At 71.0% G+C, this 22,131-nt stretch carries 24 protein-coding genes; 11 read left to right on the forward strand and 13 right to left on the reverse strand.

The features are described from left to right. Position 1: 1 nt before the first annotated feature. Entirely contained in the window at positions 2–706 is a 705-nt protein-coding gene (locus tag BM339_RS15960) for a hypothetical protein (protein ID WP_075021302.1), read from the reverse strand. A 371-nt stretch (positions 707–1,077) separates the two neighbouring features. Next, positions 1,078–1,662: a TetR/AcrR family transcriptional regulator gene (locus BM339_RS15965; protein ID WP_021593343.1), complete on the reverse strand. Its 585-nt coding sequence runs from the start codon at positions 1,660–1,662 to the stop codon at positions 1,078–1,080. Between the two features lie 163 nt (positions 1,663–1,825). Here BM339_RS15965 and BM339_RS15970 point away from each other — a divergent pair, with 163 nt between their 5' ends. Next, positions 1,826–2,386, forward strand: coding sequence for a hypothetical protein (locus BM339_RS15970; RefSeq protein WP_075021303.1), 561 nt, complete (start codon positions 1,826–1,828; stop codon positions 2,384–2,386). A gap of 98 nt (positions 2,387–2,484) precedes the next feature. Then, the gene (locus BM339_RS15975) at positions 2,485–2,928 is read left to right on the forward strand and encodes a pyridoxamine 5'-phosphate oxidase family protein (RefSeq protein ID WP_075021304.1); all 444 of its coding nucleotides are present in this window, start codon (positions 2,485–2,487) and stop codon (positions 2,926–2,928) included. 121 nt (positions 2,929–3,049) lie between these two features. Here BM339_RS15975 and BM339_RS15980 read toward each other — a convergent pair whose 3' ends face one another. Beyond that, positions 3,050–3,631: a TetR/AcrR family transcriptional regulator gene (locus BM339_RS15980; RefSeq protein ID WP_021593340.1), complete on the reverse strand. Its 582-nt coding sequence runs from the start codon at positions 3,629–3,631 to the stop codon at positions 3,050–3,052. Positions 3,632–3,687: 56 nt separating this feature from the next. Here BM339_RS15980 and BM339_RS15985 point away from each other — a divergent pair, with 56 nt between their 5' ends. Further along, positions 3,688–4,836: an FAD-dependent monooxygenase gene (locus BM339_RS15985; RefSeq protein ID WP_075021305.1), complete on the forward strand. Its 1,149-nt coding sequence runs from the start codon at positions 3,688–3,690 to the stop codon at positions 4,834–4,836. Between the two features lie 79 nt (positions 4,837–4,915). Here the strand turns inward: BM339_RS15985 and BM339_RS15990 are convergent, their stop codons facing one another. Continuing rightward, on the reverse strand, positions 4,916–6,277 hold the full coding sequence (locus BM339_RS15990) for an MFS transporter (protein WP_075021306.1): 1,362 nt from the start codon (positions 6,275–6,277) through the stop codon (positions 4,916–4,918). An 18-nt stretch (positions 6,278–6,295) separates the two neighbouring features. After that, the gene (locus tag BM339_RS15995; RefSeq protein ID WP_024934473.1) at positions 6,296–6,607 is read right to left on the reverse strand and encodes a putative quinol monooxygenase; all 312 of its coding nucleotides are present in this window, start codon (positions 6,605–6,607) and stop codon (positions 6,296–6,298) included. Positions 6,608–6,777: 170 nt separating this feature from the next. On the opposite strand from BM339_RS15995, the gene BM339_RS16000 reads away from it, so the two are divergent. From BM339_RS16000 to BM339_RS16015, 4 genes are all read left to right on the forward strand, one after another. After that, a complete protein-coding gene (locus tag BM339_RS16000; RefSeq protein WP_021593336.1) occupies positions 6,778–7,608 on the forward strand; it encodes an Rv0792c family HTH-type transcriptional regulator in 831 nt (276 codons plus the stop codon). Continuing rightward, positions 7,605–8,663: a TIGR03619 family F420-dependent LLM class oxidoreductase gene (locus tag BM339_RS16005; protein ID WP_075021307.1), complete on the forward strand. Its 1,059-nt coding sequence runs from the start codon at positions 7,605–7,607 to the stop codon at positions 8,661–8,663. The genes BM339_RS16000 and BM339_RS16005 overlap by 4 nt, the downstream gene beginning before the upstream one ends. Before the next feature lie 34 nt (positions 8,664–8,697). Next, entirely contained in the window at positions 8,698–9,438 is a 741-nt protein-coding gene (locus BM339_RS16010) for a transglutaminase-like domain-containing protein (RefSeq protein WP_081842323.1), read from the forward strand. A gap of 85 nt (positions 9,439–9,523) precedes the next feature. Continuing rightward, positions 9,524–10,933: an NAD-dependent succinate-semialdehyde dehydrogenase gene (locus BM339_RS16015; RefSeq protein ID WP_075021308.1), complete on the forward strand. Its 1,410-nt coding sequence runs from the start codon at positions 9,524–9,526 to the stop codon at positions 10,931–10,933. Between the two features lie 69 nt (positions 10,934–11,002). Here BM339_RS16015 and BM339_RS16020 read toward each other — a convergent pair whose 3' ends face one another. Both BM339_RS16020 and BM339_RS16025 read right to left on the reverse strand, forming a co-directional pair. After that, positions 11,003–11,296, reverse strand: a complete 294-nt coding sequence (locus tag BM339_RS16020; protein WP_075021309.1) for a hypothetical protein — start codon at positions 11,294–11,296, stop codon at positions 11,003–11,005. 3 nt (positions 11,297–11,299) lie between these two features. After that, positions 11,300–12,067 (reverse strand): endonuclease/exonuclease/phosphatase family protein, encoded by a 768-nt coding sequence (locus BM339_RS16025; RefSeq protein ID WP_021593331.1) that lies wholly within the window; start codon positions 12,065–12,067, stop codon positions 11,300–11,302. A 726-nt stretch (positions 12,068–12,793) separates the two neighbouring features. On the opposite strand from BM339_RS16025, the gene BM339_RS16035 reads away from it, so the two are divergent. Then, entirely contained in the window at positions 12,794–13,897 is a 1,104-nt protein-coding gene (locus tag BM339_RS16035; RefSeq protein WP_083597649.1) for an LLM class flavin-dependent oxidoreductase, read from the forward strand. Continuing rightward, positions 13,894–14,883, forward strand: coding sequence for an AraC family transcriptional regulator (locus tag BM339_RS47655; RefSeq protein WP_083597650.1), 990 nt, complete (start codon positions 13,894–13,896; stop codon positions 14,881–14,883). The genes BM339_RS16035 and BM339_RS47655 overlap by 4 nt, the downstream gene beginning before the upstream one ends. Positions 14,884–14,904: 21 nt before the next feature. On the opposite strand, the gene BM339_RS16045 is transcribed toward BM339_RS47655, so the two are convergent. From BM339_RS16045 to BM339_RS16060, 4 genes are all read right to left on the reverse strand, one after another. Further along, the gene (locus BM339_RS16045; protein WP_075021311.1) at positions 14,905–16,686 is read right to left on the reverse strand and encodes an SDR family oxidoreductase; all 1,782 of its coding nucleotides are present in this window, start codon (positions 16,684–16,686) and stop codon (positions 14,905–14,907) included. 69 nt (positions 16,687–16,755) lie between these two features. Next, positions 16,756–17,286, reverse strand: coding sequence for a GyrI-like domain-containing protein (locus BM339_RS16050; protein WP_075021312.1), 531 nt, complete (start codon positions 17,284–17,286; stop codon positions 16,756–16,758). Beyond that, entirely contained in the window at positions 17,273–18,037 is a 765-nt protein-coding gene (locus tag BM339_RS16055; RefSeq protein WP_021593324.1) for a MerR family transcriptional regulator, read from the reverse strand. The genes BM339_RS16050 and BM339_RS16055 overlap by 14 nt, the downstream gene beginning before the upstream one ends. 40 nt (positions 18,038–18,077) lie before the next feature. After that, complete coding sequence (locus BM339_RS16060; RefSeq protein WP_075021370.1) at positions 18,078–19,163, reverse strand: CapA family protein; 1,086 nt, start codon at positions 19,161–19,163, stop codon at positions 18,078–18,080. A 115-nt stretch (positions 19,164–19,278) separates the two neighbouring features. Here BM339_RS16060 and BM339_RS16065 point away from each other — a divergent pair, with 115 nt between their 5' ends. Together BM339_RS16065 and BM339_RS16070 are read left to right on the forward strand one after the other, a co-directional pair. Beyond that, the gene (locus BM339_RS16065; RefSeq protein ID WP_021593322.1) at positions 19,279–19,899 is read left to right on the forward strand and encodes a hypothetical protein; all 621 of its coding nucleotides are present in this window, start codon (positions 19,279–19,281) and stop codon (positions 19,897–19,899) included. A 66-nt stretch (positions 19,900–19,965) separates the two neighbouring features. Beyond that, positions 19,966–20,580, forward strand: a complete 615-nt coding sequence (locus BM339_RS16070) for a Uma2 family endonuclease (protein WP_075021313.1) — start codon at positions 19,966–19,968, stop codon at positions 20,578–20,580. 1 nt (position 20,581) lies between these two features. Here BM339_RS16070 and BM339_RS16075 read toward each other — a convergent pair whose 3' ends face one another. Next, the gene (locus tag BM339_RS16075) at positions 20,582–21,607 is read right to left on the reverse strand and encodes an SPFH domain-containing protein (RefSeq protein ID WP_021593320.1); all 1,026 of its coding nucleotides are present in this window, start codon (positions 21,605–21,607) and stop codon (positions 20,582–20,584) included. After that, a complete protein-coding gene (locus tag BM339_RS16080; protein WP_021593319.1) occupies positions 21,604–22,059 on the reverse strand; it encodes an NfeD family protein in 456 nt (151 codons plus the stop codon). Before BM339_RS16080 ends, BM339_RS16075 begins: the two co-directional genes overlap by 4 nt. Positions 22,060–22,131: the final 72 nt, after the last annotated feature.

Below are 22,131 nucleotides of genomic sequence, written 5' to 3' on the forward strand. Positions count from 1 at the left end.
GTTACGACCGCTCCCGCACCGTCCTGCGGCGCAGCGCGACGGCGCCGAGCCCGGCGGCCATGAGCGCGCCCCACATCGCGGCGAGCACCGGGGCGGCGGAGCCGTCCGAGCCCGCGTACATGCTGCCGTCACCGGTGTTGATCGGCCCGGTGGGGATCTTGGGCGTCTTCGGCTCCATGTTGTTGCCGCCCTTCTCCGGGCTGGTGCTGAACCGGACCGAGCCGAAGCCCTTGCAGACCACCGTCGCCGTCGTCGGGTCGGGCAGCTTGCTCCGGAACGTGCCGGTGGCGGTCCAGGTGGCCTTGCCGGCCTTCTTCACCGGCAGCGGGTTCCTGGTGTAGCCGTTGCCGGTGATCGTCACCGTGCTCGGGCAGGTCACCGTGAAGGTCGTGGACAGACCGGGCGCGACTCGGCGGCTCGACAACTTCACCTTGTCGTAGCCGAACTTGAACGTCGGCTTCGTCGGCGACGGGCTCGGCGACTCCGTCGGCTCGCCGCTGATCTGGTACCAGTGCGGCTGCTTGTCCCCCGCCTTCTTCATGCACTTCAGCAGCGTGCCGTCCGCGGCCTTGGCGGTCTTGCCGAGATCTTCCTTCTTGCAGAACTGCCCATCCTTGGGCGGCGCGGTCGCGAGTGCGGGGCCCGCCATCCCGAGCACCAGGGAACCCGCGGCGATCGCCGCCGCGGCCAGCCGAGTTGCGCGCATTGCCTTTCTCCTCTGATCGGGGACTCCCGTGCCCTCCGGGCGAGGACCGCACTTCAGCGATGGCGGGGATGCCGCGGGCCGGCGGCTGGCATGCGAGTGCGCTCGTGGTCCGGTTCCCGGTGAGACGCAAGAGAATGATGGGCCCGAAGCTTAACGGCGAGCCATTGCGACACAACCCCGTAACTGGGGAAAGATTGGTTGTCTGACCGAGTCCGGACATCTGTCGAGCTCGTGTAAACCGCTGCGACGGCTACGCGACCTCCTGATCAATATGCCGTCTGAACAGGCATGTCGATATCCGGCGGAGATCAATGGCTCGAACGGCTCTGGGTGAACGCGGCGTTGATCTTAGCAACGGAATTCCGGGACGCTCAGCCAAGGCGTGCCTGGAGAATGCCCTCGACGCCATGGAGGAAGGTCTCGGAGACCAGTTTCGGGTCGAAGAGGCAGCCGGCCGCCATGGCGCCGTCCCGGAGCATGACGAGATGCCGGCCGGCCAGGTCGGCGGGTGCGTCGCCGACCTGTGCCAGCAGATCCGTGACGGTGTTCAGGAACCACTGCCGGTGCGCCAGGACGGTCTGGTGGATCGGGTGGGCGGGATCGGGATATTCGGCCGCCGCGTTGAGGAAGGCGCACCCCCGGAAACCGGGAGACCGGATGCCTTCGGTGATGGAGGTGCCGACGGCTCGGACTTTGTCGGCCGCCGTACCGCCGCTCGCCTGAGCCGCGCCGATCTGCGCCCGGATTCCCTTGTCGGCCTGGTCGAGATAGGCCAGGACGAGGTCTTCCTTGCCCGAGAAGTGCCGGTACAGCGTGGCGCGGGTCACCTGCGCCTCCGCGATGATCCGGTCGACGCCGACGGAGTGGATCCCCTCGGCATAGAAGATCCTCGTCGCGGTGCCGAGCAGCCGCGCTCGCGCTTCGGACGTCCTGCCGCCTTCTGGGCTCCGGCTCATGCCGCCCAGGGTAGCAACATGATGAGGGAGAACGTTCGGTCTTGACAGCACCGCGGCGACCTGCTTCTCTTAATGAGACCGAACGTTCTCCCTCTCCAGATGCGGAGCTCAGGACCCGATGACCCAGCCGCTGCACCGAACCACGCCGCCGAGGGGCACCCCCATGGACACCGCCACCGCCACCGCCACCAGCGATCCCGCCACCCTGCGGAAGCTGTACTTCCTGCGCTTCGCGTTCGCCGCGATCTGGGCCGCCCTGCTGTTCACCACCGCGGACACGCTCGGCCCGGCGAGCGTGGCACTGCTGCTGATCTACCCCCTGTTCGACGTGGCCTCCGCGGTCGTCGACGCGCGATCCACCAGGGCGAGGGGCGGGACGGCTTCGGCCCTGTTCGTGAACATCGCGGTCAGCTCGCTCACGGTCGCCGGCCTCGCCGCCGCCGCGACGTCCGGTATCCCGGCCGTCCTGCGGGTCTGGGGAGCCTGGGCCATCACCGCGGGGGTCGTCCAGCTCATCGCGGGCGCCGTCCGCCGGGGCATGGGCGGGCAGTGGGCGATGATCATCAGCGGCGCCATCTCCACGTTCGCCGGCGCCTCGTTCCTCCTCCAGGCGGGTGCCGACGATCCCTCGCTGGGCGCCCTCGCCGGCTACGCCTTCCTCGGGGGCGTGTTCTTCCTCATCTCCGCGTTCCGCCTGTCCACCGCCGCCCGCCACGGGGCATGACCACCCGTCCCGCGTCGATGGGCCCGGCCGGAACCGGCCGGGCCCATCGGCATGGGTGACCGCGGGGCATGCTGGGAGTTCGGCGGAGAGGAGCCACGATGACCCTGACGATGACCGCGGCCGAGCGGGAGGCATTCCTCGCCGAAACCTACGTGGGCATTCTGAGCGTCGCGGACGAGGCGGGCCGGGCGCCGCTGGCGCTGCCCGTCTGGTACGCCTACGAGCCGGGCGGCGAGATCACCTTCATCACCGGCCGGGACAGCCGCAAGATGGCCCTGATCCGGGCGGCCGGACGGGTGAGCCTGGTGGTCCAGGACGCCGCGCCGCCCTTCTACCGGTACGCCACGGTGGAGGGACCGGTCGTCGGGTTCGAGGATCCGGCCCGTCTGGAGGACCGCCGCGAGATGGCCGAGCGCTACCTCGGCGTCGAGGACGGCGCCAAGTACCTGGAGTCGACGAAGGACGTCGCCGACACGATGGTCCTGACGCGGGTGCGTCCGGAACGCTGGTACACCCGCGACTACACCAAGCAGTCCGGCTGACGATCCCGGCGGCCTGAAGGGCGACCCACCAGTCTTCCGTAAGCCCCTGACGCCCGCCGGGGCCCGCTCCCCGCAGCGTCGCGTCGGCGAGAAGGGGACACGGGCGGGCGGCCTCGTGGGTCTACGCGGGGAGTGCGCCGTGCACGATCGCGTGGGCGATGCTCCGGACGAGTTCCGCGCCGATGTACTCCGGCGGCGCGGTGACGAGGGCGAACAGCGCGCCGCCGTACAGGGTGATCAGAACGGGGATCTTCTCGGCCGGGATGGCGAGGCCGAGCTCGGCGTGATGCCCGGCGGTGAAGCGCACCGACGCGTCCTCCAGCCCCGCGAGGGCCGCGGCCAGGGCCGGTCGCCGCGTCGCCTCCAGCTGCAGTTCGAAGATCGCGCGGTAGCGGGTGCGGTGCGTGGTCGCCGCCGCGAGCAGTGACCCGGCCAGCAGGTCGGCGATTCCGACCGGGCCGCGCTCGCTCTCGTGGCGGCGGGCGGCGTCGTCCATGTCGGCGTGGTGCAGCTCGACGACGCGTTCCGCGGTGGCCACCAGGAGCGTCTCGCGGCTGGGGAAGTAGTTCGAGGCCGTTCCCGAAGGCAGCCCCGCGGCCCTTTCGACCGCGCGATGGGTCACGCCGTGCACGCCCGATGCCGCGAGCAGGTCGATGGCGGCATCGGTCAGCTCCCGGCGCCGGCCGGGGTTGGTCCGCGGCATCCCGACATCGTATGGCAGTATCCGTACTAGAACGATCGTAGTGGTAAGGAGAACCTGTGCGAGTGGTCGTGGTGGGAGCGGGTCTGGGCGGCGTGTCGGCAGCCGTCGGCCTGTGCCGGGCGGGACACGAGGTGCTGCTGTACGAGCGCGGCGCCGAACTTCGGGAGGCGGGCACCGGCGTCGTGATCATGCCGAACGGCGTCCGCGCGCTGGACGAGCTGGGGCTGGGCGACGCCGTCCGCAGGCGGGCGATGCCCGCCGTCACCGGCGGGCTGCGGGACTGGCGGGGACGGCCGCTGCTGGTCACCGACGCGGGCCAGGCCCAGCAAGAGGTCGGAACCGTCGCCGTCGTGGGGCGCGCCGAACTGCACCGGGCACTGCGAGCCCCGCTGCCGCCCGAGTCCGTGCGCACGGCGACCGCGATCGAGCGGCTGGAACCCACCGAGAACGGCGTGTCGGTGATCAGCGACGGCGAGCGCCTGGACGAGGCGGACGCGGTGATCGTGGCCGACGGCATCGGCAGCACGCTGCGCGGCCGGCTCTTCCCCGACCACCCCGGCCCGCGGCGGGTCGGGCGGCTGGACCTGCGCGGCACACTGCCCGCGCCCTCCGGCCTCGACGTCGCCGAACTCCTGGCCGGCATCCTCATCGACCGGCGCACCGGGTCGATGTTCGGCCTGTTCCCGCTGGGGGACGGCGGCCTGTACTGGTTCACCGACTCCGCGCTGCGCCAGTCCCCGCCGGCCCCGGAGGAGGCGCGCCGGCAGATGCTGTCCCTGATGGCCGACTGGCACCCGGCGGTCCCGGCCCTGATCGAGGCCACCCCGCCCGCCGACATCTACGTCGACGCGATCGCCCGCCTCGCCAGGCCGCTTCCCACCTTCGCCGTCGGCCGGATCGCCCTCCTCGGCGACGCGGCGCACGCCATGACCCCCGACCTCGGCCAGGGCGCCAGCCAGGCCTTCGAGGACGCCGCCGCGATCACCCGCCACCTCGACGGCGCCGGCCCGTCGATGGTCGTCGAGCGCCTGCGCCGCTACGACGCCGAACGCCGTCCCCGCGCCAACCGCCTCATGCGGCAGTCGTCCCGGCAGTCCCGGCTGACCTCGAAGACCGGTGCCACCGCCTGGCTCAGGGACGCCGCGCTCCGCGCGATCCCCAGCCGCCTCGCCACCCGCCAGCTGGCCGCCCTCTGGCAGGCGTAGTGATGTAGAAGCCCGGCGCGGGGTCGTGAACATGTGGTTCACGACCCCACGCCGGGTGTCCGCGCTCAGCAGTTCGTGCTCAGCGAGGGAGGGGTCGTCCCTTCGTCTCCGGGCCCACGAACCAGATCACGCAGAGCGCGATGACGTACGACGCGACCCCGACGGTCGTCGCCGCGGTCGATATGCCACCGAGCAGGCTGATGAGCAGCCCGGTGGCGAGCGTGACGAGCGAGCCCGCGATCCGGGCGGAGTTGAACACCGTTGAGATCGCGGTCGCCCGTCCCGCCGTGGGGAAGAGTTCGGGCATGTAGATCGGCATCCACGCGAACTGCCCCAGGATGAAGAATCCGGCGATGCCCGCGGCGACGAGGGCGACGCCGGGCGTCGAGACGGCGAAGAAGAAGATCGGGATGATCAACGCCGATCCCGCGTAGTACAGCAGCATGGTGGGCTTGCGGCCCCACCGGTCCGCCAGGTAGCCCAGCAGCAGGTACCCCGGCACGGACGCGGCGTTGAACACCAGGCCGGCCTTCGGGGCCCACGTGCCGGCGGACTGCCCCGCCTGCGTTGCGAGCTGGCCGGTGAACTGCGGGATCCAGGCCGACACGCTGTAGAGGCCGACGACCGACACCACGGTGATCAGGAGCAGCCGCAGGGCCCTCTGACGAAGGTGCGGCTGGCTGAAGACCGAGGTGAACGGTGACCGCAGGAGCTCACGGCCTTCTGCGCCGACCTGCCCACCGCGTGCCGCGGCGGCCCTGGCCGCACGCCTGCGGTCGCGGATCTCCGTCCACATCTCGGGGTCGTGGACGGCCCGGCGCACGTACAGCACGACCAGCGCGGGCAGTGCCCCGACCAGGAACAGGTACCGCCATGCCTCGGTGCCCACCGGCTGCAGGAGGAACCAGGTCAGAGCGGCGAGCACGGCGCCGACCCCGAATCCGGACTGCAGCACGGCGGCCGCCCGTCCGCGGGAACGGTCGGGCCACAGCTCGCCGATGAGAGCCGTCGCGCTGCCCCACTCGGCGCCCAGGCCCATGCCGGTGACGAAGCGCAAGGCCAGCAGCCACCAGTAGTCGGGGACGAACGCCGTCAGGCCGGTGAACAGCGCGTACCAGAGGATGGAGATCATCAGGGTGCGCCGCCGGCCGATGTAGTCGGCGACGAACCCGGCGACGATCCCGCCGAGCGCCCAGCCCAGGAGCGTCGCGGCGACCAGTGCGCCGACGTAGGCGGGCAGCTGCTGGAGCTGGCCGCTGGTCCCCACGCTGGTGACGGCGGCCGAGCCCGCCAGCACGAGTGCGTAGGTCTCGAATCCGTCGAACGTCCATCCGAGCCACGACGCGGCGAGTGCGCGGCGGCTGGACTTGTCGATGGTGCGCATGGTCCCGGGTCGATCGCGGGTGTCGAGCGGCGGTACGCCGCTATCCAGGTCGGACATGGTGCCCTCCTTGAGCCGTCAGTCGCGCACGTCGACCGGGGTCAGAACGGTGACGTCGATCGGCGTCGCGAGCAGGTCCGGCAGCTGGGCCCGGTAATTCTTGTAGTGCGCGGAGGCGCGGTGTGCTTCCAACGCGCGGGAGTCCTCGTAGCACTCCAGCAACACGAACCGCGCGTCGTCCGCCTGGACGGCGAACAGGTTGTAGAAGTGGCAGCCCGCTTCGGCGCGCGTCGGCGCCACCATCCCCTCGAGCAGTTTCCGCAGCTGGTCGGCGTGCTCAGGCGCCGGGTCGAAGCGGGCGATCACGGTCACAGGGCTCTCGTCGGACACGGCGTCTCCAGTTTGCCGGGGCGGGGCGCCTGTTGCGCCCTCATGAACAATACGTTATAAAACGTCTTATGCATGGCGTCAAGGTTGAGACGCAGGCGGACCACCCGGCGCCTGGTCCCCTGCGCATGTCGGGACACGGCGGATCACGTCCGCCAGGTTTAATACGACTTATGACATCACCAAAGGACTCAGAGGCCCGCCTGGACCTGTCCGAGGCCGACCTGCGAATCCAGCGCGGCCCCACGTCGGCCACGGCTCAGCTGGCCGAACAGATCAAGGCCCTGATCGTCAAGCAGCAGCTGCCTCCTGGCGCGCGGTTGCCCACCGAGAAGGAGCTGATGGCGGAGTCCGGGCTGAGCCGCATCACCGTCCGCGCGGCGGTGGGCATGCTCGAGACCCAAGGCTGGGTCGTGCGCAAGCAAGGGCTGGGCACCTTCGTGTCCACACCGCTGGACCAGGAGCTGTCGTCGGGAGTCCGCACGATCACGGAGGTCCTGCTCGACCGGGGGGTGACACCGCAGATCGAGGTCATGAGCTTCGGGGTCGAACGCTCGTCGGCCTACGTCGCGCGGACTCTGGGGGAGCGTGAGGTGCTCACCATCCGCCGCCGCTACAGCGACGGCGAGCACCCCGTGGCGTTGGTGACGATCCACCTCCCGACCCGGGTGCGGGACGCCGCCGAGGCGTTGCGGTCGGCGGAGCCGGCCACCGAGACCACGTACACGATGTGGGAGCGGCGGCTGGGCACGCGCATCGCGGAGGCCCGGCACGAGATCCACGCCGCGGGCGCGTCCGCCGACGTCGCGGCGGCGCTGGGCATCGACGAGGGCGCACCGGTCCTCGTGCTCGATCGCGTCAGCTATGACCACGACGACCGCCCCCTGGAGGTCGTCGTCTTCCACTACCGGCCGGACCGTTACGGCTTCTCGGTGACGCTTCCCCGCGTCATCTCCGAAGGGACGGTCGGCATGACAGAGCGAACAGAAAGGTTGCGTCAATGACCGGCACCGATCCCGGCACACCGGGTCCCCCTCGCGGGGGCGGCCCGCACGTCGGGTTGATCCTCGCCCTGACCATCCGGGGCCTGTCCGTGGGCGCCTACCCCGACATGGCCCGCGTCGCGCGGACGGCTGAGTCCCACGGGTTCGACTCGGTATGGCTGTGCGACCACTTCCTGACCCTGAGCCCCGACGATTACGTCCGAGACGCCGGGATCACCGCCGACGCGAGCGACGCGACGCCCGCGGCGCAGGGACCGTCGTCGATCCCACTGCTCGAGTGCTGGACGGCGCTGTCAGCGCTGTCGCGCGACACGACCTCGTTGCGCCTGGGCACGAGCGTGCTGTGCAACTCGTACCGCCATCCCGCCGTCCTCGCCAAGATGGCCGCGACCCTCGACGTGATCTCGGGCGGACGCGTGGACCTGGGGCTGGGGGCGGGCTGGTTCCAGCAGGAGTTCGAGGCCTACGGGATCCCCTTCCCGTCCACCGGCGACCGCGTCTCGGCGCTCGCCGAGTCGCTGCAGGTGATGAGAAGCGTCTGGACCGAGGCGAACCCGCGGTTCCGCGGCGAGTTCTACACGATCGACGGCGCGATCTGCGACCCGCCGCCCGTCCAGAAGCCGCACCCGCCGCTGTGGATCGGCGGCGAAGGACAGCGGGTCGGCCGCATCGCCGTCCGGCACGCGAACGGCGTCAACGTACGGTGGTGGCCGGCCGGGAAGTGCGCTGAGCGCCGGGTGCTGCTCGACCGCGAGTGCGAGTCGATCGACCGTGATCCGTCGACCTTCGAGTTGTCCGTGACGACGCTGCTCGCACCGACCGAATCGCCCGAGGCCCGGCAACGGCTGCGCGCGCGGTTCAGGTCGATCCCGGAGAGCGGCCTCATCACCGGCTCCCCCGACGCCTGCGTCGAGCGGATCCACGAGTACCAGGCCGCCGGGATCGACCATTTCCTGTTCACGATCCCGGACGTGGCCGACTCCGACCACCTGGACGTGGTCGGCGAGCAGATCCTCCCGCACCTCGACACCGCCCGTGCTCCCCAGCCCGCCTAACTTCCCCGGACACCCGTTGAAAGCGAGCCGCACGTTGACCTCCGATGTGACCTCCAGGACGACCGAGACCGCCGGTGAGGAGTACCTCCGCCCGACTGCTTACATCGACTCCGACCACCCGATCGTCGTCGAGACCGCCCGCCGTCTCACCGAGGGCGCCACGACCGACGTCGACCGTCTGGGCCGCATCTACCACCACGTCCGCGACCTGCCCTACGACATCCTGGCCTCGTTCCGCTATCTCGCGAAGGGGCGGACGGCCGCCAGCGACGTCCTGGAGAACGGCGTCGCGTTCTGCATGGGCAAGGCCAGTTCCTTCGTCGCGCTGGCCCGAGCCGCCGGAATTCCGGCACGCGTCGCCTTCCAGGCGCTGGACGCCCCCGAGATGGAGTTCCTGTCCCCAGAGGTGCGCGTGCTGTGGGGCGGGCCGGCCGGTCGCCCGCTGCCGTGGCACTCGCTCGGCGAGGCCTTCGTCGGCGGCCGGTGGGTCAAGCTCGACGCCACGATCGACGCGCCCACCGCGGCCAGGCTGGGCAAGCCGTACGCGATCGGCTTCGACGGCCGGACCGACATCCCCACCGTCGAGGGACCGGTGCTGCGGGAGAACGGCAGCTACGCTGACTACCCCGCCGAGGTCGCGGACTGGTACCTGCGCGTGGCCCGCGAGGTGCTCGACGCGCTCGAATCGCGAGAGGCGCACGACCGCGTCGCCGCCGACGACGTGCTGTGGAGCGGGCCGGACCCCGAGCTCGTCGGCCGTCAGGCCGTCGCCTGACCTTCCCCTCCGTGGCGCGGCGTGCAGGTCGAGCCACCGTGACACCCGCCGCGCTCCCGCGCGCCGACCCGAAAAGGACACCACGATGTCCGTTCGTCAGATCCGCTCTGTCAACCCCGCGACCGAAGAAGTCCTGGGCCGCTTCGACCCGCACACCCCGGACCAGATCGATACGGCCCTCACCCGGGCCTCGACCGCGGCCGCTCAGTGGCGGTCCACTCCGATCGAGGTTCGCGCCGAGCACCTCCACCGCGCGGCCGCCATCTTGCGCGCCGAGCGGGACCGGCTCGCCGCGCTGATCACCGAGGAGATGGGCAAGCCCATCGCCGAGGCCGAAGCCGAGGTCGAGAAGTCCGCCTGGTGCTGCGAGTACTACGCCGAGCACGGTCCGGCGATGCTCGCCCACGAGTCCGTCGAGACCACCGCCACGCGCAGTCACATCGCCTACGACCCGCTGGGTCTCGTGCTCGCGGTGATGCCGTGGAACTTCCCGCTGTGGCAGGTGTTCCGGTTCGCGCCGCCCGCGCTGCTCGCGGGCAACGGCGCCGTGCTGAAGCACGCGTCGAACGTTCCGCGGAGCGCCCTCGCGATCTCCGAGGTCTGGGAGCGGGCCGGGTGCCCGGCCGGGCTGTTCACCACGCTGCTGGCCGGCCCGGACGCCGTGCCGGGCCTCATCGCCGACGACCGCATCCACGCCCTGACCCTCACCGGCTCCACCGAGGTCGGCGCCCAGGTCGCGGCCATGGCCGCTTCGCACCTCAAGCCCCAGGTGCTGGAGCTCGGCGGCTCCGACCCGTTCATCGTCCTCGCGGACGCCGACGTCCCCGCCGCCGCGGATGCCGCCGTCACGGCCCGGATGCTCAACGCCGGGCAGAGCTGCATCTCGGGCAAGCGCTTCATCGTCGAGGACGCGGTCGCCGAAGAGTTCACCGAGGCGTTCGCCGCGGGAGTCGCCGCGCTCACCGTCGGCGACCCCTTCGACCGCGACGTGCGGATCGGTCCGCTGGCGAGGGCGAGCATCCGCGCGGACGTGCTCGACCAGGTGCGCCGCAGCGTCTCGGCGGGCGCCAGGATCGTCACCGGCGGCACGGTGCCGGAGGGGCCGGGCTTCTACTACCGGCCCGCCGTCCTCGACAACGTCTCCCCTGAGATGGCCGTCGCGGCCGAGGAGACCTTCGGTCCGGTCGCCGCGGTCATCCGGGCGAAGGACGCATCCGACGCGGTCGACATCGCCAACGCCACCGAGTTCGGTCTCGGTGCGGCCCTGTGGACGTCGGACCTCGATCGCGCGAACCACATCGTGCCCCGCATCGACGCGGGCGCCGTGTTCGTCAACGGGATCGTCGCGTCCGACCCGCGTCTGCCCTTCGGCGGCGTCAAGCGCAGTGGCTACGGGCGTGAGCTGGGCGCCTTCGGGATCCGGCAGTTCACCAACGTCAAGAGCGTGTGGGTCGGACCAGCGCGGCACGGTCAAGACCACCCGCTCAGCGAATGAACCACCAGGCCGGGAACGATCTGCGGCGACAAGGCTGCCGGCAAGGCGGTGCCTGTGCTGCGGACGTCCTCAGGCCCCGGTCGTTCCGCGTGATCGTCGCTCCGCGCTCATGAGCCGGTCGCAGTCTTCGTAACCGAGATCGTACAAGCTGATGATCTTGGATGTTCGCTTGCCGGCCTTCAGGAACCGTGCCACCGCGCGAGCCGACCCGAACACCGACCGCCACACCAGGTCGTCGCGGTCGTACGTCCCGCTGTTCGGCAGCTCCCCCTGGCCAGGCCGGGTGCAGTGAACGCGGCCGACCACCCGGTACTTGATGCGATCGCCCATCGGAGTCAGCAGCACCCGGACCCGCCCCTGCATGGTTCAGACGTCGCCGGTGGTGAGGGTTGCTTCTATGCCGTAGTGGTCGGAGAGGACGGTCGAGGCACCGGTGGAGAGCTGGATCGCCTCCTTGAAGACCAGGCGGGTCGTCGCGTCCGTCCCCGGCCGGACGAGGAGCTGGTCGATGGCGCCGATGTCCGCGTAGTCGGGACGGTAGGTCGGTTCCGTGTCGCCCGCCAGGGCGTCCTCCAGTCCCGTGGCGGACACGAACTCCTGGAAGTAGGGGGAGTCGCGCGGGACGTTGAAGTCGCCCATGGCCACCAGAGGCTCCGCCCGGTCGATCCTGTTGATCGCGGACGCCAGCCGCCGAAGCTCCGACTGCTCCACCTTGGCGTACCGGTTGCCCGGCGACCAGTCCATGTCCATGTTCGCGGACAGGTGCGCGTTCACGACCGTCAGGTGACCGGTGGGCAACCGGACACGGGTGAACAGGGCGCCCTTGCCCAGCAGCCATTCGGGACGGGCCGGACGCGCGAGCGCGAACGGCTGGAAGTGCCGCCGCGTGATCGGATGGCGGGAGAGGGTCACCAGGCCGCCGCGGACGAGCGGGAGCGGAAGCATTCGGAACGAGGCCGCGTGCGGGTAGGAAGGGACGGCGCGGCGCAGCACCGCCAGGACCCGCGGCGAGATGACCTCCTGCAAGCAGACGACGTCGTAGTCCATTTGCTCGATCAGCCCGGCGAGCACGCCGATGCGCGCCCGGGCCTGCCCGCGGAACAGCGTGTTGAAAGTGAGAACGCGCGCCTTCACGACTCGCCCCGCGGTGCCCGCGCGCCGCGCCGGACGTCGTCCTTCATGACCATGGCCGCCACTCTACGTGCCACCGCGAGCCGAGCACGGCTTCCGGCGCGGCACTCTGTGACTCTCAAAAGGAGTTTCTTCCTGCGGTTTCCGCGGGATCTCACCGCCGCCGAAAAGCCCCGGTGTTTATGTGGGATGGAGCAGATGTGAAGCCGGATCTCTCACCGGGACTCGCGCGCCGGTCGCAGGGCTAGCCCGTGAGCGCGGCGGGCTAGCCCGTTCACGTTGAAGAGTGGGAGGGGGTGGTGCATCATTGACGCCTTCACCCCACCGTCGAAAGCGCCCGCCATCGAAAGCCGGTTGATGCCCAGCCCTCCGAGCAACGGCGAACAACTCTGCTCGATGCCCCGCTGTGGCCGCACGTCGTCCTTTCACGTGCGGCTGGAGGCGGCCGGTGTCCCCGAGGAGGGAGGCCTCGATTCCTGCGGCGCCCATCTCGCCGAGACCGTGCAGGAATTGGCGACGCGAGCCCGTGGGCAGCGGCGGGACCACGCGCGGGCGATCGTGTACGCGACGGTGGACGGGCGGCGCCCGGATGGGCCGGGGCCTTTCGACCGGTTCGCACTCGGCGCCATACCAGTGTGACCCGGCTGGTTCCGGCCATTGCCCCGCACTCCAGGCAGTTCCGATACTGGGCGGGCAATGCCGAACGCGGCCGGACGAAAAGGGGTCGGCATGGGATTCCAGCTTGGCTTGTTCTCCCCCAACACCGAATCGGGACTCGCGATCACGACCGCACCGGAAAGGTGGCACGCGACCTGGGACAACAATCTCCGGCTCGCCCGGATCGCGGACGAGTCGGGCATCGACTTCCTGCTCCCGGTCGCCCGCTGGACGGACTGGGGCCCCGACACCGACTTCCACCGCAGCGCCCTCGACCCGCTCGTGTGGGCGTCCGGCCTCCTCGCCCAGACCGAGCGGATCCGCGTGTTCAGCACCGTCCACACCGCGTTCCACCATCCGGTCGTCGCGGCGAAGCAGCTCGCGACGGCGGACCACCTCAGCAGGGGGAGGATCGGCCTGAACATCGTCGCGGGCTGGCACGCTCCCGAATACGAGATGTTCGGCCTCACGCTGCCCGACGACCACGACACGCGCTACGCCCTGGCCCAGGAGTGGTGGGACGTCGTCAAGCGCATCTGGTCGACCGAGGAGCCGTTCGACCACGAGGGGCAGTTCTTCCAGTTGAAGAACGTCGTGGGCCGGCCCAAGCCGTACAACGGGCACAGCCTGCCCGTCATCAACGCGGGATCGTCCACGCAGGGGCGTTCGTTCGCCGCGCGCAACGCCGACCGCGCCTTCACCGTCGTCGCCGGCCCCGAGGACGGCGCCGAGATCGTCAAGGCCATCCGCGCCGAGGCGGCGTCCCACGGCCGGACGGTCGGCGTCTTCACGCTCGGCCACGTCGTGTGCCGCCCGACGAGGACCGAGGCCGAGGACTTCCTGCGGTACTACGCGGACGAGCACGCCGACTGGCCCGCCGTCGACGAGGTCATGCGGCTCCAGGGGCTGCACGCGCAGTCGTTCACCCCGGAGATGCTGCAGATCTACCGGGACCGGTTCGCGGCCGGGCACGGCAGCTGCCCGCTGATCGGCGACCCCGACGACGTGGCCGAGGGGATCGCGGAGTTCGCGCGCGCCGGGTTCGACGGTATCGCTCTGTCGTTCCTCAATTACGCTGAAGAACTGGGGTACTTCGCCGCGGAGGTCATGCCGCGGCTCCGCGCCCGGGGTGTCCTGTCCATCGACCGCCGAACGGATTCGCCTCCAGGACCATGACTTCTCTCGACATCTCGCCGCCCCTGTCCGCCCACCAGCGGATCGTCAGCACGGACATCGACCTCCTGCACGACACGGTCGAACCGTTCGCCGTCGGCCACGACCTCCAGGCGATCGAGCCGCAGGTCCCGCTGGACGGGCAGGTCAACGCGCTCGGGCTGGGCGCGGTCAACCTGGTCTGGGTGCGGTACGGCGGCGGCGGGGTCATCGTCGACACCCCGCCGACCGAGGGGCATTTCGCCCTGTGCGCCCCGCAGGCGCCGATGGGCGTCGAGTACCGGGCGACGAAGACGAGCGAGACGGCCGGCGACCACCTGGTGCTGTCCCACGACGAGTCGATGCGGATGAAGCCCCATGCGACGCTGGGCTGCCTGGTCATCGCCACGAGCACCGGGCGGCTCGCCGACCACCTCGCCGGCCATCTCGGGCGCGACCACACCGCGCCGCTGCGCTTCGACAAGGCCGGGCCGGCCATCGCCGAGCCCTCGATCATCCAGAGCACCTGGCGGTACGTGTGCGCCATCCTCGACACCGCCACCGAGCGGGGCGGGCTCCATCCGCTCGCGGCCCGCAGCCTGGAGGACGCGCTGCTCACGGCGATCCTCCTCGGCCTGCCGCACACCGGCACCGCGACCCTCGCCGAGGAGCCCGGCAAGGCCCCCCACCATCTGGCCGGGGTGATCCGCGAATGGGTCGAGGCGCACCATCACCGGCCGATCGGCGTCAGCGACATCGCGGCGGCCGTGGGCGTCGGCGTCCGGCAGCTCCAGGTGATCTGCCAGGACCAGTGGGGGACGACGCCCACGCAGCTCTTACGCGGCGTCAGGCTGGACCACGCGCGCGCCGCGCTCACCATGGCGCTGCCGGGGCCGCGCACCGTCTCGGACGTGGCCGAGGCGGCCGGGTACCTCCACATGAGCCGTTTCGCCGCCCACTACCGGCAGCGCTTCGGCGAGACCCCCACCGAGACGCTCAGGAGACGCTGAGTCCGCTCGGGAGCCGCCGGGTCAGCCGTGGAGGCGTTCCACGTTCGTGCGGAGGCGGTCTCCCGCCCGGCGTGCGAGCCCTGCGAGCGCCCTGTTCGCGGTGGGCGACACGCGAGAGAGCGCGCGGGCGAAGCGTGCTTCCACGGTGACGAGAGCCACCGGCGTGTCCTGCCGGACGGCCCGCAGGACGGCCTGCGCGACCTTCTCCGGCGGGAACCCTCGGCGTTCGATCGCCCGTCCCAGGCGGTCACGAAGTTCGCTGTCCACGCTGGGCGGCAGACCGGCGAAGCGGGTCCGGCCGATCATTGGTGTGTCTATCGCGCCGGGGCAGACGGCCGAGGCACCGATCCCGTAGCGGTCGAGGTCGAGGCGGAGGCATTCGGTCAGCTGGAGTACGGCGGCCTTGGTCGCGCTGTAGGCGGGCAGGTCCGGGCTGGGCATGAACGCCGCCATCGACGCGATGTTCACGATGTGGCCCCACTCGCCGCGCTCCACCATCTGGCGGCCGAACAGGCGGGAGCCGCGGTACATGCCGTCCAGGTTGATGGAACGGATGCGCGCCCACTCCTCCTCGGACGTGTCGAGCAGGGAACCCGCGACGGCGACGCCCACGTTGTTCACCACGATGTCCGGGACGCCGAACGTGTCACGCACGTACTCGGCGAACCGTTCCATCCCGTCGGCGTCGGCGACGTCCACCCCGTAGACGTGGGCTTCGCCGCCCGCCGCCTCTATCTCGTCCACCGTGTGCTTGGCTGTGCCTTCGTCGATATCTGCGACGACCACCCGTGCCCCTGCGGCGGCGAAGGCATGGGCCGTGGCTCGTCCGATACCGCTGCCCGCACCTGTGATGACGACGAGATCGCCACCGAAGTCCTTACCGGGCTGTCCCGCCGCGCGCGCGTGGGCCAGCCCAGGTGTCTCCGGCCCGCCCTCGATGTGCTCTACGAACTCGCTGATCCAACGGGCGATGAGGTCAGGGTGGCTACGGGCCACCCAGTGCCCGGCCGGGGCGCGCCGCACGTAAAGGCGTGGCACGGCACCCCGCGCGGAGAGCAGGAGCGACTGCGAGCCGTAGCGGTCCTTGACCGGGACGATGAGCTGCACGGGGACGTCCGTCCGCCCATCGCCCGCGGGGACCGAGCCGCGCCGCATGTTGGCCCGGTACAGGCCGAGCCCGTTGCGGGCGTCGGCCCGCAGCGTCTCCGCCGGGTGCCCGGACCGCGGGTCGGCGCCCTCACGCAGCCGCATCGTGCGCCCGAACCCCGCGGCGAGCACCCGGGCCGCCGCCTCGCCCACCCGCGGCGCCATCAGCACCGGCATGTAGACGCTGCGCCGCGCCTGCCCGAGGACCTCAGCGACGCCGCGCGGACCGGACCGGACGGCCTCCCGCGCCCAGCGGGCCATGTGCCGCCGGTCCGGTCCGGAGATCGACGTGAACGAGGCGATCCGGCCGCGCAGCCGGTCCCCGATGACGGCCTCCCAGCCCTGCACCGACCCCCAGTCGTGCCCCACCAGGTGGACGGGCGCGCGGGCGCCCGCACCGTCCAGGACGGCCTCCAGGTCACCCATGAGCCCGTCCAGCCCGTAATCCATCGGGTCGGACGGATCGCTCGACGCGCCGGCGCCCCGGACGTCATAGGCGATGACGCGGAACCGCCCGGCGAGCCGCTCGGCCACCTCGTCCCACATCGCGGCCGTGTCGGGGTACCCGTGGACGAGGACGACCGCCGGCCGGTCGTCCTCGCCGCGCACCCGCACGGCCAGCTCGATCTCGCCCGACCTCACCCGCTGGTCCCGCATCAGCCCGCCCGCCGTTCCGTAGGAGCCGTCTCCCGCGAAACTACGCCCCCGGCACGGGCCGTCCAACGCCTACCGGACGGGCTGGCGGAGAATCGTGCGCATCTTCTCCGGGTCGGTCTCCCGCGGGTCGGACAGGTAGATCTCATGGTGAAGCCCGTTCACCACGAGACCCTCGGCCTCCATCAACGCGGTCATCCGCGCGAGCGACGCGGGCTCGTCCGAATACGCGCCGTGGTGCATCATCTGCACGCACCGCCCGTCCGCGTAGGTCACGTACTGGACGCGCGCCGCCGCGGGCAGCCCCGGACGCACTTCCTCACGTGCCCTTTCCACCTGCGCACTTCCGTCCGGGAGACGGAGGAACAGGTGCCACCGCCACTCCTCGCGGGGCACCTCGAACGGCGAGCGCTCGTCCTCCACCCACCAACGTCCTTCCAGCGGGACCATCGGCGCGCCCAGCGCGCCCATCACCGCGTACAGCGCGCCCACGCTCTCGTTGTACGCGGCGCCTCCCGGCTCGCCGCGGCCGGTGACGGCCAGGCCGGACACGGCCTCGTGCTCCACCAGCTCCGGCTCGTCCGCCGCCTCATACCAGCTCATCAGGATCCTCCACTCGGACCATCACCCGGGTCTCCAGGTGTTCGGGCGGCGTGGTCGCGGGGTCGTTGAGGTACACCTCGCGGACGGGCCCGGCGGGCGTGTGCCCGTAGTCGCCGAACCACGCGAGCACGCCATGGACCGTGAGCGGTATCTCCTCGTACGGGCCGACATGGACGGCCGCGGCGAACGCGCCGCCCGGCAGGACCTCGTCGCCGTCCGCGGCCCGGACGGCCACCCGCACGTCGAACTCGTCCGCCATGTCCAGCGGGAACAGGCCGACGAGCAGTCCGTCCGGCGACATGCGGGGCAGCAGCCGCGCCACGCACGCCGACGTCGCGTCCGGGATCGTCGCCGGCGTCGCCGCCGCGCGCTCGGCGAACACCCGCAGCGCCGGCTCCCGGACGACCGACACGCCGGTCTCCGGCAGCCCCTCCGCGACCACGCGGTCCAGGAGCCGGAGGGCGCGCCGCCGCCGGGCGACGTCCGCCTCGATCCTGTCCCGCGCCTGCCGCAGCGCGCCGCCGTCCCCGGACAGGACGCGCGCGACGTCCGGCAGCGGGACGTCCATCGCCCGCAGCAGGCCGACCAGCAGCGCGTCCCGTGCCTGGTCGGGCCGGTAGTAGCGGTAGCCGGACGCCGGGTCGGTCCAGGCCGGGACCAGCAGGCCCAGCTCGGCGTAGTGCCGGAGCTGCTTGACGCTCAGCCGGCTCAGCCGCGCGAACCGTCCGATCGGCAGGAGATCGTTGCTCACAGGCCCCACCCTGATGTCTCCCACACTGGGAGAGTCCAGCTCAGGAGGGACGCGCGCTCAGACCGGTGCATGAACGCAGGCCGTTCCACCGCTTCAGCTCGGACTTGGCGGCGGCGCCCTTCATCGGGATGGGAAGGCCCCCGGAGATCTGCGCGGGGCTCCACTTGTCCTTGGTGACCTTGCCGTTCTCCACCTTCAGGAACAGCACACCCGACTTCGCCGTCTGCCCGTTGGCGGAGTAGAAGACGAAGTTGCCCAAGCCGTAGTGGACGTACTTGCCCTCCATGTAGCCGCCGCCCAGCGGGATGTGCGCGTGACCGCCGACGATGATGTCGGCTCCGGCGTCGACGAGCGCCTTGGCCAGTTCCTTCTGCCGGGGCAGCGGGCACGACTCCAGCTCGGCGCCCCAGTGCAGATGCACGATCACGACGTCCGAGCCCTGGCGCGCCTCCTTCACCGCCTGGACCATCCGAGGGACGTTCTTCGCCGACGCGAGACCGCCCTTGCCGTCGGTGGCCGTCCACGCCTGGATCAGGTTGTCGTCCATCACCTGCGTGGCGCCGACGATGGCGAGCTTGTTGCCCTTCACGGTGACGCGGTACGGCTTGTAGGCCTCATCGGCGTTCTTGCCGATCCCCACAACCGGGAACCTGGAGCGCTTGATGGCGGCCAGGGAGTCGCGCAGGCCGCCCTCCATGAAGTCCATGCCGTGGTTGTTGGCCATGGACGTCACGTCCACCCCGGAGGCCTTCAGCGCCTTCAGCGCGGACGGCGGCGCCCGGAACGCGAACTCCTTCCCGGGCGCCTTGGTGCCGCCCGTCGTGATGGCCGTCTCCAGGTTGACCATGGCGAGATCCGCCGCGCGCAGCTGCCTGGCGACCGGGCCGAGCGCCGTGGACGGGTTCCCCAGCCGGCCGCGCAACTGCCCCTCGAAGTGCGTGTCGCCGCCGAACGCGAGCAGGATCGGCTGCTTGGCGGCCTGCGTCGGCCGCGTCCCGCCCGGAGACTTCGACGCCGACGGCGACGACGTCGCGCCCTTCGCGTCCGAGCCGCCGGAGCCGCCGCACGCCGCGGCGGCCAGCGCCACTCCGGCCACGACCGCGGCCGTCCTCCCCCGTCTGACCATCGTCTCGCCTCCGTCCGGCCCCCCATGGACCTGCTGGTCGGATCGGCCCAGCATGCCATGTCCTCCCCGGCCGCCCCACCAGGTACCACGCCCATGACCGCTACTGTGCACCGCCATGACCCTGCGCTTCGACCAGACCGGCTGGGAACCGCTCCAGCCGGGGGCGTTCCGCAACGCCGACGGCGACACCCTCGCCCTCTACGGGTTCGACCTCCCGCCGGACCTCCCCGCCCCGCTGGAGCGGCTCGACCTCCTCCGCGCCCGCATCGTCGCGAAGACGGCCGAGTCCGGCGGCGGCGTGGTCGAACTCGACGTGATCACGCTGGACGGGCTCCCCGCCGTCCGGCAGATCGTCAAGCTCCCCCTCCCGGACCGCCCGGCCGGCGTCGCCTACCTGGCCTCGTTCACCGTCCCGCGCGCCGACCGCAGCCTCGTCCTGAAGCTCCAGTGCCTGGAGCAGGGCGTCACCGGCATGCGCGACAGCGTGGCCTTCAACCACTTCATGACCGAATACGGCCAGGGCCGGGACATGCAGGAGATGATGCGCTGGTGGGCGCAGCACCCCTACACCCCCGAAGTCCAGGGCGGCCTACCGCGCAACCTCTCCGACGACCCGGGCTGGGACCCCCACTTCCCCCAGCACCCCCTCTCCCGGGCCCGCCGCATCCTGGCCACCCTGCCCGCCACCATCGAACTCCACCCCGACTTCAAAGCGGCCCCACCCTTCAACCCCTGACCACGCCAGACGCGTACCGTAGATAGGCTCTGGCCAGGTAGAGGATCGAATTCCAGGAGCCTGAGCATGCCCCTCCCTGTGTGGGCGACGGACCCATCCAGCCTCTCCATCACTGAGGAGGAGTACGAAGCCCTGCCGTCAGAGGTGTGCAAGTCGATCGAGGTCGTGAACGGCAGCGTTGTCTTCTGCGAGTCCCCGAGCCTGGAGCACCAGGTGGTGTCCCGCAACCTGACGTTCGCACTGCTGGCCGCCCGCCCGCCGAGTCCCTGCATCAACGTGGTCCAAGACCTGGACATGCGGTACCGGTATTCCAACCCCCACGCAAGCCAGCGACGGGACAGGAAGCGGTTCACCGTGCGGCGCCCCGATATCAGCGTCCTGCACTGCATCGATCGCGGCGCGAAGCTCTGGTCGGACGACGTCATCACCGCCGTGGAGATCACGTCCTCCGACGACGACAGTGACTTCACCGACAAGCGTGCCGAGTACGCCCTTCAGCGCATCCCCGCCTACCTGATCGTCGTCATGGACGATGGGCGGATCGGAGCCATTGAGGAGCACCGGCTCGATTGGAGCGGGCGGAACTACCAGTTGGTGGCCGTTCACCGCGGATCGCTGGAGACCGAGTTGCCCGAGGGCATGAAGCTCAACGTGTCGTTCTCCGAGTTGGAGAGCGTCTGAGTCAGGGGCGGTCGGCGTTTTCTTCCTTGCCGTTGGGTTTGAGGCCCGGGGTCAGTTCGAAGGGGCCTTCGGGGCCGGAGAGTTCTTGCTGGTCGGATTGTTCGGGTTTGCGGGCGGCGTTCTCCAGGGCTGACTTGGCTTCGTCCAGGGAGCCGCCGAAGGCCTTGCTGACCGCCTGGAGGGCCGTGGTGACCTCGCTCGGGATGACCCAGAACGTGCTGCCCTGGCCCTCGGCGAGCTTCGGGAGGGTCTGGAGGTACTGGTAGGCGAGGAGCTTCGGGTCCGGGTCGGCGGCGTGGATGGCGCTAAAGACCTGCTCGATCGCCGCGGACTGGCCCTCGGCCTCCAGGATGGCGGCGCGCTTGCCGCCCTCCGCCTTCAGGATCGCGGACGCCTTCTCGCCCTCCGCGGTGAGGATCTTGGACGCGCGGGCGCCCTCGGCGGTCAGGATCGCGGCGCGCTTCTCCCGCTCGGCGCGCATCTGCTTCTCCATGGCGTCCTTGATGGACGGCGGCGGCTCGATCGCCTTGATCTCCACGCGGGTGACGCGGATGCCCCACTTGCCGGACGCGTCGTCCAGCACGCCGCGCAGCGCCGTGTTGATCCGGTCGCGCGACGTCAGGGTGGCCTCCAGGTCGAGGGTGCCGATGACGTTGCGCAGGGTCGTCGCGGTGAGCTGCTCGATCGCCTTGATGTAGTTCACGATCTCGTAGTCGGCGGCGCGCGGGTCGGTGACCTGGAAGAACAGCACGGTGTCGATGTGGACGACGACGTTGTCCTCGGTGATGACGGGCTGCTTCTTGAACGACACCACCTGCTCGCGCAGGTCGATGAGGGACTTCACGCGGTCCACGAACGGGACGACGAAGCTGATGCCGGGTTCGAGGGTGCGGTGGTAGCGGCCGAGGCGCTCGACGTTGCGGGCCCGCGCCTGCGGGATGATCCATACCGCCCGCATCACCGCGGTGGCCAGGACCACCACCCCGGCGATCAGCACGATGATGACGGCGATGGCGATGTCGGTCATGGTGGCTCCTCATCCCGTCCGGACGAGACCGGGTAGAGCAGGGCCGTGGCCCCTTCGATGGCGAGGACGTCGGCGGTGGCGCCGGCCGGGATGACCAGGTCCGGGTCGTAGGGGCGGGCCGTCCACTCCTCGCCGCCGATCCGGGCGCGCCCGCCGCGGCGGCTGACCTCGGTGAGGGTGAACGCCTCGCGGCCGACCAGCGCGGCCGTGCCGGAGCGCAGCGGCGGCGGCTGCCTGACGTGGCGCTTGGCGATGGGGCGCACGACGGCGATCCCGGCGATCGAGCCGATCGCGAAGACGGCGGCCTGGACGGCGAAGGGCAGGCCCAGCGCCCCGGTCAGCCCGGCGGCCAGCGCGGCGACGGCGAGGATGCCGAGCGCGAACGTGAGCGTGAGCAGTTCCGCGATCCCGAGCAGCGCGGCGACCAGCAACCAGGCGACCCACGGCTCCATAGCAGCTCCCTAGTGGCTGCCGAAAGTCCTCTATCTCAAAGTAACTCCGAAATCGCCCTCGCGGCCATGCCC

Origin of the sequence: Actinomadura madurae (genome assembly GCF_900115095.1) — a bacterium.
In the GTDB taxonomy this organism is placed as follows: Bacteria; Actinomycetota; Actinomycetes; order Streptosporangiales; family Streptosporangiaceae; genus Spirillospora; species Spirillospora madurae.

Excerpts from the sequence above, each read along its gene's own strand:
- BM339_RS15960 (WP_075021302.1), bottom strand. The coding sequence starts at position 706 with ATGCGCGCAACTCGGCTGGCCGCGGCGGCGATCGCCGCGGGTTCCCTG.
- BM339_RS15965 (WP_021593343.1), bottom strand. The coding sequence starts at position 1,662 with ATGAGCCGGAGCCCAGAAGGCGGCAGGACGTCCGAAGCGCGAGCGCGG.
- BM339_RS15970 (WP_075021303.1), top strand. The coding sequence starts at position 1,826 with ATGGACACCGCCACCGCCACCGCCACCAGCGATCCCGCCACCCTGCGG.
- BM339_RS15975 (WP_075021304.1), top strand. The coding sequence starts at position 2,485 with ATGACCCTGACGATGACCGCGGCCGAGCGGGAGGCATTCCTCGCCGAA.
- BM339_RS15980 (WP_021593340.1), bottom strand. The coding sequence starts at position 3,631 with ATGCCGCGGACCAACCCCGGCCGGCGCCGGGAGCTGACCGATGCCGCC.
- BM339_RS15990 (WP_075021306.1), bottom strand. The coding sequence starts at position 6,277 with ATGTCCGACCTGGATAGCGGCGTACCGCCGCTCGACACCCGCGATCGA.
- BM339_RS16000 (WP_021593336.1), top strand. The coding sequence starts at position 6,778 with ATGACATCACCAAAGGACTCAGAGGCCCGCCTGGACCTGTCCGAGGCC.
- BM339_RS16005 (WP_075021307.1), top strand. The coding sequence starts at position 7,605 with ATGACCGGCACCGATCCCGGCACACCGGGTCCCCCTCGCGGGGGCGGC.
- BM339_RS16015 (WP_075021308.1), top strand. The coding sequence starts at position 9,524 with ATGTCCGTTCGTCAGATCCGCTCTGTCAACCCCGCGACCGAAGAAGTC.
- BM339_RS16020 (WP_075021309.1), bottom strand. The coding sequence starts at position 11,296 with ATGCAGGGGCGGGTCCGGGTGCTGCTGACTCCGATGGGCGATCGCATC.
- BM339_RS16035 (WP_083597649.1), top strand. The coding sequence starts at position 12,794 with ATGGGATTCCAGCTTGGCTTGTTCTCCCCCAACACCGAATCGGGACTC.
- BM339_RS47655 (WP_083597650.1), top strand. The coding sequence starts at position 13,894 with ATGACTTCTCTCGACATCTCGCCGCCCCTGTCCGCCCACCAGCGGATC.
- BM339_RS16045 (WP_075021311.1), bottom strand. The coding sequence starts at position 16,686 with ATGCGGGACCAGCGGGTGAGGTCGGGCGAGATCGAGCTGGCCGTGCGG.
- BM339_RS16050 (WP_075021312.1), bottom strand. The coding sequence starts at position 17,286 with ATGAGCTGGTATGAGGCGGCGGACGAGCCGGAGCTGGTGGAGCACGAG.
- BM339_RS16060 (WP_075021370.1), bottom strand. The coding sequence starts at position 19,163 with ATGGTCAGACGGGGGAGGACGGCCGCGGTCGTGGCCGGAGTGGCGCTG.
- BM339_RS16065 (WP_021593322.1), top strand. The coding sequence starts at position 19,279 with ATGACCCTGCGCTTCGACCAGACCGGCTGGGAACCGCTCCAGCCGGGG.
- BM339_RS16070 (WP_075021313.1), top strand. The coding sequence starts at position 19,966 with ATGCCCCTCCCTGTGTGGGCGACGGACCCATCCAGCCTCTCCATCACT.
- BM339_RS16075 (WP_021593320.1), bottom strand. The coding sequence starts at position 21,607 with ATGACCGACATCGCCATCGCCGTCATCATCGTGCTGATCGCCGGGGTG.
- BM339_RS16080 (WP_021593319.1), bottom strand. The coding sequence starts at position 22,059 with ATGGAGCCGTGGGTCGCCTGGTTGCTGGTCGCCGCGCTGCTCGGGATC.